Origin of the sequence: Bradyrhizobium australafricanum (genome assembly GCF_020329495.1) — a bacterium.
In the GTDB taxonomy this organism is placed as follows: Bacteria; Pseudomonadota; Alphaproteobacteria; order Rhizobiales; family Xanthobacteraceae; genus Bradyrhizobium; species Bradyrhizobium australafricanum.
Genome location: NZ_JAGKJL010000129.1, coordinates 1 through 8,673, shown reverse-complemented (window position 1 = coordinate 8,673; position 8,673 = coordinate 1). Strand labels below are relative to the sequence as shown.

Sequence of the window (8,673 nt, the reverse complement as noted above, 5' to 3'; positions counted from 1 at the left end):
TCGCAAACCGCCCTTTCTTCAACCGCGGAGAGGCTGGTCGTGAGGTTCTTCGGCCGGTGCGAGCGGTCTTCGACCGTCGTGCGGCTGCGCCAGCGATAAATCGTGGTCTCGCTGACCCCCAATTCGGCCGCCAATTGGGCGACCGACTTCCGGCTGCGCTGGATGTAGGCACGTGTCTTCGGCGTCGTCGTGGCGTTCGCGTGCAAGCTCAGTTCCATGACCCGAGGTGCTCCCTGACAAAGGCCACGCCTCGTTCTACACCGATTCCATCAAACCAATCAGCAGGGACCAAACACTTTCGCAGGGACGACATCAGTGTTGCGGCAAGAGCCGGGCTAGAACGCCGTGTACCCGCCGTCGATCACAAAGCAATCCGCCGTATGATAGGACGACGCCTTGCTCATGATGTAGACAGCGATGCCGCCGAAATCGCTCGGCTCGCCGAAGCGGCGCAGGGGGATGCGCGGCATCACATTGGCGACGAACTTGTCGTTGGCCATGATGCCGGCGGTCATGTCGCTCTTGATCCAGCCGGGCAGGATCGCGTTCGCGGTGACGCCGTGGCGCGCGAGCTCGACGCCGAGCGCGCGGCACAGCGCGTTCAGCGCCGCCTTGGTGCCGGCATAGTGCTCGTTGCGCGCGGTGCCGAACAGCGAGGCGAGGCTCGAGGTCGCGACCAGCCGGCCGAACTTGTCGCCGGCCTGGGCGCGGTCGGTCATGTGGCGTGCCGCAGCCTGGAATACGTGAAACACGCCGTCGAGATTGGTCGCGAACATCTTGCGCCATTCCTCCTCGGTGCGGTCGATGAAGGCTCTACGTCCGCCGCCGCCGATGCCGGCGTTGGCGAAGCAGCCGTCGACGCGGCCGAAGGTGTCCAGCGTCGCCTTCATCGCGGTCTTGACCGAGCCGGGATCGCTGACGTCGCAGAATTGCGTCGCGACCTTGCCGGGGCCGGCCTTCATCGAGGCCGCGGCGTTGGCGTTTTTTTCCGCGTTGCGGCCCCAGATCGAGACGTTGCAGCCGGCGGCGTTCAGCGCCTGCGCGATGCCGAGGCCGATGCCGCCATTGCCGCCGGTGATGACAGCGACGCGGCCGGTGAGATCGAAGATGCCACTCATTGGGGTTTCCATTTGGTTTGGTGCGCGCTAATCACGCGTTCACGGATGGGCTTGCCGCCGACCATGGACAAGCCCGGCACAAAAATCAAATATGGGTCGAAGCATCGACCTACCGCGGTACCCACCGCCGAACAACGTGAAGAGGAAACCATGCAGTTCAAGCACGTCGCGCTCGACTTCGACGGATCAGTCGCGATCCTCAAGCTCGACCATCAGGAAGTCATGAACGCGGTCTCGATCGACATGCTGGGCGGGCTTGCCGAGGCACTCGATGCGATCGACGACAAGCGCGACGAGGTACGCTGCCTGGTGATCACGGGCGCGGGCCGTGCTTTCTGCACCGGCGCCAACCTGCAGGGCCGCAACCAGCAGAAGCCCGGCAAGAGCAATGCCGGCGCGGCGCTGGAAACCGCGTTCCATCCGTTCCTGCGTCGGTTGCGTAAGCTGCACTGTCCGATCGTGACGGCGGTGAACGGTCCGGCCGCCGGCGCCGGCATGAGCTTCGCGCTGATGGGCGACCTCATCCTGTGCGCGCGCTCGTCCTATTTCCTGCAGGCGTTCCGCCGCATCGGCCTGGTGCCGGATTGCGGCTCGACCTGGCTGTTGCCGCGGCTGATCGGCAAGGCGCGCTCGGTCGAGCTGTCGCTGCTCGGCGAGCGGCTGCCGGCCGAGAAGGCGCTGGAGTGGGGTCTCGTCAACCGCGTCTATGACGACGCCGCGCTGATGGAAGAAACCATGAAGCTCGCGCACGATCTCGCCAACGGCCCGACGGTGGCGTTGTCGCTGATCCGCAAGCTCTACTGGGACAGCCCGGAAAATACCCTCGAGGATCAGCTCAATCTGGAATTCGAGTCGCAGCGCCTTGCCGGCAGCGCCGAGGATTTCAAGGAAGGTGTCACCGCATTCCTCGAGAAGCGGCCGGCGAAGTTCAAGGGCAAATGATCGAACCGCAACTCAATAAGTGGGTCGCCTCTTGGTACCCAGGCGCTATCTGCGTGGCCAATTCTGTCAGGCTCTCCGGTGGCGCCAGCCAAGAGACGTGGTCCTTTGATATCTTGCATCCGGGTGGAACGATTGGTGCAATTCTGCGCCGCGCGCCACCGGGTTATGGCGCCGCACCTGGGCGGGCCGCTGGTCTGGATGCTGAAGCCATGCTCATGCAACTCGCCCACGATGCCGGCTTGCCATCACCTCGCGTGATGCACGTTCTTACGTCACAGGAGGAACTCGGAACCGGCTTTATCATGGAGCGGGTTGAGGGCGAGACGATTGCGCGTAAGATCCTGCGTGACGCCAAGTTTGCGGGCGCGCGGCCGATCCTCGCCCGCCAGCTCGGCCGCGTCATCGCCGGCATCCATGGCCTGCCGAAGGCCAAGCTGCCGAAGCTGCGCAGTCTGACGGCGACCAAGGAGATCGAGGATCTCGCCCGCGAATATCACAGCTTCAACTGGCCGCGGCCGGTGTTCGAGCTGGCGCTGCGCTGGCTGCGCGATCACGATCCCGGTCCGTCGTCCGAGGTGACGCTGGTGCATGGCGATTTCCGCCACGGCAATCTGATCATCGGCCCCGACGGGGTGCGCGCGGTGCTCGACTGGGAGCTCGCGCATACCGGCGATCCGATGGAGGATCTCGGATGGATCTGCGTCAACTCCTGGCGCTTCGGCGAGATCGACAAGCCGGTTGGCGGCTTCGGCGCACGCGAGGATCTGTTCGCGGGCTATGAGGAAGCCGGCCGCAAGGCCGACCCCGACCGCGTGATGTTCTGGGAAGTGATGGGTACGCTGCGCTGGGGCGTGATGTGTTGCGGCATGATGCAGCGCTTCCGAAGTGGCCCGGATCACTCGATGGAGCGCGCGATGATCGGGCGGCGCGCGTCGGAAACCGAGATTGATCTGCTGCGGTTGCTGGCACCGCGCGCATGATCCCGAAAAGTCGAGACCGGCTTTCGGAATCGATCATGCGCAAGAAAGAGAGCAAGTAAGATGCAGGACGAACCGACACCCACCGAACTGATCAAGGCCGTCGCCGACTTCCTGCGCAGCGAGATCGCGCCCGCGATCAAGGGGCACAACGGCTTCAAGCTGCGCGTCGGCATCAACGCGCTCGACCTGGTGACGCGGCAGCTCGCGCTCGCCGAGGCCGGCGATGCGACCGAGGCCGCGCGGCTGAAGCAATTGCTGGGCACCGACGGGACGCTGATGGAGCTGAACCGCGTGCTCTCGGAGAAGATCGCAGGTGGCGAGGTCGATCTGAAAACGCCGGGGCTATCGGAGCATCTCTGGCAGACCACGATGGACAAGCTCGCCGTCGACCAGCCGAACTACGCGTCATACAAGCGGGAGCTGGAAACCAAGTAGGATGGGTAGAGCGAAGCGAAACCCATCACGACACGCGGCAAGCGTCGATGGGTTTCGCTGCGCTCTACCCGTCCTACGTCGTCATTACAGGATCGCCGTCATTCCGGGATGGTGCGTCAGCACCAGCCCCGGAATCTCGAGATTCCGGGTTCGATGCTTCGCATCGCCCCGGAATGACAGAAGGGACGTGTCACCGCCCCAGCCACTTCGGCGGCCGCTTCTCCGAAAACGCCTTGGGGCCCTCGATGTAATCCTGCGAGGCGGCCATCGCCTTCACCGCCGGATAGTCGCGCTGCTCGGCCAGCGCCTGCTCCAGCGACACTTCGAGGCCCTTCTGGATCGCCTGCTTGGAGGCGCGGATCGACATCGGCGAGTTCTTGGTGATGGTCTCGGCCCAGCGCTCGGCGGCTGCCAGCGCCTCGCCCTGCGGCACCACCTCGTTGACGAAGCCGAGTTCGAGGCCTTCCTTGGCGCTGACATGGCGCGCGGTCAGGATCATGCCCATGGCGCGCTTCAGCCCGATCTGGCGCGGCAGCCGGTGCAGGCCGCCGGCCAGCGCTGCGAGGCCGACGCGTGGCTCGGGCAGGGCGAAGGTCGCACTCTCGGAAGCGATGATCAGATCGCATGCCAATGCGATCTCGAAGCCGCCGCCCATCGCGACGCCGTTGACGGCGGCGATGATCGGCTTGTCGCAGTCGAAGCGGGTGGTGAGGCCGGCAAAACCGCCCTTGTCCCAGCCGCGCTTGCCACCGGCGGCCTGCCATTTCAGGTCGTTGCCGGCGCAGAACGCCTTGTCGCCGGCGCCGGTGACGATCGCGACCCACTGCTCGGGATCGGCGGAGAAGTCGTCGAACACCTTGTTGAGCTCGAAATGTGCGTCGATATGCAGCGCGTTGTAGACCTCGGGCCGCGACAGCGTCACGATGGTGATGGGACCCTTGCGCGTCACCTTGGAGAATTTCAGATCCATGTTTGCTCCCGTCGATTTTCTGCGGCGAAGAATATTGCTGATATCCTAGCGCCTGCGCGTCGTTCCGTGCCATCCAATTACGCAAGGCGACCGCGCGCAAGCCTCGCTCGCCTGCTTGACTTGGCGACAGGCTTCTCACCTTAATCAATCCGAACGCGGATGCGCGACAGCGTCTAGACGCAAAATCAGAATCAACAATATTTCCGGGAGAGACCGCCTTGGATTTCAATCTGCCGGCTGACCTGACAGCCTATCTCGCCGAGCTCGATCGCTTCATCGAACGCGAGATCAAGCCGCTGGAAGAGGCTGACGACAACATCCGCTTCTTCGACCATCGCCGTGAATGGGCGCGCACCGATTTCGACAAGGGCGGCCTGCCGCGCCATGAATGGGAGCTCCTGCTGCGCAAGGCCAAGAACCTGGCCGATGCCGCCGGCCATCTGCGCTTCGCGATCCCGAAGCGCTATGGCGGCAAGGACGGCTCCAACCTGTGGATGGCCGTGATCCGTGAACATTTTGCCTCAAAGGGTCTCGGTTTGCACAACGACCTGCAGAACGAGCACTCGATCGTCGGCAATCTGCCGATCGTGACCATGCTCGACCGGTACGGAACCGACGAGCAGAAGGCGATGATCGACGGCTCGATCACTGGCAAGTACCGCATCACGTTCGGTCTGACCGAGCCCGAGCACGGCTCCGACGCCACCCATATGGAAACCAAAGCGGTTCAGGCCACGCGCGACAACGTCAAGGGCTGGATCATCAACGGCGAGAAGATGTGGACGACCGGCATGCATGTTGCCACGCACTGCGCGCTGTTTGCCCGCACCTCGGGCAATGACGGCGACGCGCGCGGCATCAGCTGCTTCCTGGTGCCGGCGAAATCGGCGGGGGTGAAGGTCGAGGAGTATATGTGGACCTTCAACATGCCGACCGACCATCCGCGGGTCAGCTTCACCGATGTGTTCGTGCCTGAGGATGCGCAGTTCGGCGAGGTCGGCCGCGGGCTGTCGCTGGCGCAATGCTTCGTGCACGAGAACCGCATCCGCCAGGCGGCAAGCTCGCTCGGCGCTGCGGTGTACTGCATCAATGAGAGCGTGAAATATGCCCGCGAGCGCAAGCCGTTCGGCAAGGCGCTGGCGGAGAACCAGGCGATCCAGTGGCCGCTGGTCGAGCTTGCGACCCAGGCCGAGATGCTGCGGCTGTTGATCCGCAAGACCGCCTGGGAGATGGATCAACTGACCCAGGCCCAGGTCGAGCACACGCTGTCCGACCGGGTCTCGATGTGCAATTTCTGGGCAAACCGTCTGTGCTGCGAGGCGGCCGACCGCGCGATGCAGGTGCATGGCGGCATGGGCTATTCGCGCCACAAGCCGTTCGAGCACATCTACCGCCATCACCGCCGCTATCGCATCACGGAAGGCAGCGAGGAAATCCAGAAGCGCAAGGTGGCGGGCTTCCTGTTCGGCTACATGGGGGCCGGCAAGCACTAACGCAGAGGAGGCGGCACGACATGGAAGGTGGATGCACCTGTAGAAACGTCCGCTACCGCCTGACCGGCAGGCCGCTGATCGTGCACGCCTGCCACTGCACCTGGTGCCAGCGCGAGACCGGCACGGTGCACGCGCTCAACGCGTTGTACGAGGCCGAGCGGGTCGAGCATATCGCGGCCGAGCCCGAGATCGTCGACACGCCCTCGGCGAGCGGCAAGGGACAGAAGATCGCGCGTTGCCCCATCTGCAAGGTCGCGGTGTGGAGCAACTATCCGGGCGCGGGACCGGCGGTACGCTTCGTCCGCGTCGGCACGCTGGATGATCCGAGCCAGTGCCCGCCGGATGCGCACATCTTCACCTCGTCGAAGCAGCCCTGGGTGACGTTCCCGCCGGGCGCGAAAGTGTTCGCCGAGTATTACGATCGGAAAGAGGTCTGGCCGCAAGAGGCGCAGGAGCGGTGGCGCGTCTTGCGGGAGAAGATGAAGAAGGTGTGATGCGGGCTACTCTCTCTATCGTCGTCCCGGCGAAGGCCGGGACCCATAACCACAGTCGATTGTTGGTTGAACGGGCTGGGGCCCCAGCATCGTGCTGTAACGAACGGTGGTGGTAATGGGTCCCGGCCTTCGCCGGGACGACAGCGAGGGCTAATTCACCTGCCGGTCCTTGCCCGCCCAATACGGTTCACGCAGGCTCCGCCGCAGGATCTTGCCCGACGGGTTGCGCGGCAGCGCCGGGATGAAGTCGACCGATTTCGGTGTCTTGTAGCCGGCGATCCGCTCGCGTGTGAAGTTGATGATGTCGGCCGCGGTCGCAGTCTTTCCCGGCTTCATCACCACCACCGCCTTCACCGCCTCGCCCCATTTGTCGTCGGGGATGCCGATCACGGCGGCTTCCGCCACGTCCGGATGGTCGCACAGCGCGCTCTCGACCTCGGCCGGATAGATGTTCTCGCCGCCGGAGATGATCATGTCCTTGATGCGGTCGTGGATGTAGAGGTAGCCGTCACTGTCCATGTAGCCGGCATCGCCGGTGCGCAGCCAGCCGTCGTTGTCGATGGTGCGCGCAGTGGCCTCGGGCAGATTCCAGTAGCCGGCCATGTTGGAGCCGGAACGGGTGGCGATCTCGCCGACTTCGCCCGGCGGCAGCGTCTTGCCGTCCGGATCGAGGATCGCAAGCTCGATACCGGGCAGCGCCTTGCCGGCCGAGCGCATGCGGTCGAGCCCCTCGATGTGATCCTCCGGCGGCAGCGCGACGATGGTGCCGGTGGTCTCGGTCATGCCGTACATCTGCACGAAGCCGCATTTGAAGACCTCGATGCACTCCTTCAGCAGCGCCGCCGGAATCGGTGAGGCGCCATAGAGCATGTATTTCAGGCGGGAGAAGTCGACCTGCCGCGCGCGCGGCTGCCGCACCACGAACTGCATCGCGGCCGGCACCATGAACAGCTTTGTGATGCCGGACTGCTCGAAGAAGTCGAGCACCTTGGTCGGGTCGAACTCGCGCGCGATTACACCGCGGGCGCCGTGATAGAGGCCCATCACGCCCCAGCCGGAGCCGCCGATGTGGAAGATCGGCATCGCGACCAGCGAGACGTCGTCGGTGGTCCAGCGGTTCCACTCCGGCTTCTCGGCCTCGTTGCCGCTTTGCACGAGGTTGAGGAAATTGGCGTGTGACAGCATCGCGCCTTTCGGCTTGCCTGTCGTGCCCGAGGTGTAGAGCTGGATCGCGATGTCCTTCGGCTCGATCGCAACGCGCGGGTCGTCACCGCTTTGCGCATCGCGCCAGGCGACGAAGTCGGGCCATTCCGGCGCGCCGCCCTCGGTCGTGATGATGGTGCGGACGCTGGGCAGCTTGTCGCTGATGTTGCGCGCCTGCGTGATGAATTCGGGGCCGACGAACAGGACGGGGGCCTTGCAGTCGTCGACGATGAAGGCGACCTCGGGGCCTGCAAGGCGCCAGTTCACCGGCGCCATCACCACACCGGCCTTCATCGCGCCCATCAACAGCTCGAAATAGAAATCGCTGTTCTTGCCGAGATAGGCGATGCGCTCGCCCTTCTCGACGCCCATCGCGATCAGCGCGTTGGCGACGCGGTTGGTCTTGATGTCGAACTCGGCGAAGCTGGTTTGCCGTCCCTCGAATTCATAGGCCAGCGCATCGCCGCGGCTCTTGGCGCGCTCGCGCACCATGTCGGCAAGGTTGGTCAGTTTCGGCGCGTCGGACATGTTTCCCCCGTGACGTCTTGTTTTGGTTGCGCCGAGTGTGGCGACATCCAGCAGCAAAGACAATACGGAGGGGCGTCCACGATCCGTCCACACCATCGTCCCGGGCAAGCGAAGCGCGATCCGGGACCCATAACCACAGGATCGAGTTGTCGAGCGCGCTGTGGCCCCAGCGTGCTCGGTAGCTTTGAGCGGTGGTTATGGGTCCTGCTTTCGTGTTTGGTCCCTGCTGATTGGTTTGATGGAATCGGTGTAGAACGAGGCGTGGCCTTTGTCAGGGAGCACCTCGGGTCATGGAACTGAGCCTGCACGCGAACGCCACGACGACGCCGAAGACGCGCGCCTATATCCAGCGCAGCCGGAAGTCGGTTGCCGAATTGGCGACGGAACTGGGGGTCAGCGAGACCACGATCTATCGTTGGCGCGACCGCACGACGGTCGAAGATCGCTCGCACCGGCCGAAGAACCTGGTGACCAGCCTGTCGGCTGTCGAAGAAAGGGCGGTTTGCGAGC

Annotated in this window: 10 protein-coding genes; 6 read left to right on the top strand and 4 right to left on the bottom strand. The window is 64.3% G+C overall.

Annotation, left to right across the window (positions count from 1 at the left end; genetic code table 11):
* Window positions 1-218, bottom strand: a 218-nt coding sequence (locus J6525_RS45235) for a helix-turn-helix domain-containing protein (RefSeq protein ID WP_225647727.1), incomplete at its 3' end; no start/stop codon positions are given.
* Between the two features lie 117 nt (window positions 219-335).
* Window positions 336-1,118: an SDR family NAD(P)-dependent oxidoreductase gene (locus J6525_RS45230; RefSeq protein ID WP_225649486.1), complete on the bottom strand. Its 783-nt coding sequence runs from the start codon at window positions 1,116-1,118 to the stop codon at window positions 336-338.
* A gap of 150 nt (window positions 1,119-1,268) precedes the next feature.
* Here J6525_RS45230 and J6525_RS45225 point away from each other — a divergent pair, with 150 nt between their 5' ends.
* The 3 genes from J6525_RS45225 to J6525_RS45215 are packed head-to-tail and all read left to right on the top strand — an operon-like array spanning window position 1,269 to window position 3,475.
* Entirely contained in the window at window positions 1,269-2,060 is a 792-nt protein-coding gene (locus tag J6525_RS45225) for an enoyl-CoA hydratase/isomerase (RefSeq protein WP_225649485.1), read from the top strand.
* Entirely contained in the window at window positions 2,057-3,040 is a 984-nt protein-coding gene (locus J6525_RS45220) for a phosphotransferase family protein (RefSeq protein WP_225649484.1), read from the top strand. Before J6525_RS45225 ends, J6525_RS45220 begins: the two co-directional genes overlap by 4 nt.
* Window positions 3,041-3,100: 60 nt before the next feature.
* The gene (locus J6525_RS45215; RefSeq protein ID WP_225649483.1) at window positions 3,101-3,475 is read left to right on the top strand and encodes a DUF6285 domain-containing protein; all 375 of its coding nucleotides are present in this window, start codon (window positions 3,101-3,103) and stop codon (window positions 3,473-3,475) included.
* 190 nt (window positions 3,476-3,665) lie between these two features.
* Here the strand turns inward: J6525_RS45215 and J6525_RS45210 are convergent, their stop codons facing one another.
* Window positions 3,666-4,445 (bottom strand): enoyl-CoA hydratase-related protein, encoded by a 780-nt coding sequence (locus J6525_RS45210; RefSeq protein WP_225649482.1) that lies wholly within the window; start codon window positions 4,443-4,445, stop codon window positions 3,666-3,668.
* Between the two features lie 218 nt (window positions 4,446-4,663).
* Between J6525_RS45210 and J6525_RS45205 the strand changes: the two genes are divergently transcribed.
* Window positions 4,664-5,938, top strand: a complete 1,275-nt coding sequence (locus tag J6525_RS45205) for an acyl-CoA dehydrogenase family protein (RefSeq protein ID WP_038388013.1) — start codon at window positions 4,664-4,666, stop codon at window positions 5,936-5,938.
* A gap of 20 nt (window positions 5,939-5,958) precedes the next feature.
* The gene (locus J6525_RS45200; protein ID WP_225649481.1) at window positions 5,959-6,432 is read left to right on the top strand and encodes a GFA family protein; all 474 of its coding nucleotides are present in this window, start codon (window positions 5,959-5,961) and stop codon (window positions 6,430-6,432) included.
* A 150-nt stretch (window positions 6,433-6,582) separates the two neighbouring features.
* Here the strand turns inward: J6525_RS45200 and J6525_RS45195 are convergent, their stop codons facing one another.
* Window positions 6,583-8,163, bottom strand: coding sequence for a fatty acid--CoA ligase (locus J6525_RS45195; RefSeq protein ID WP_225649480.1), 1,581 nt, complete (start codon window positions 8,161-8,163; stop codon window positions 6,583-6,585).
* 290 nt (window positions 8,164-8,453) lie between these two features.
* Here J6525_RS45195 and J6525_RS45190 point away from each other — a divergent pair.
* A partial coding sequence (locus J6525_RS45190; protein WP_225645394.1) for a helix-turn-helix domain-containing protein occupies window positions 8,454-8,673 on the top strand: 220 nt, incomplete at its 3' end.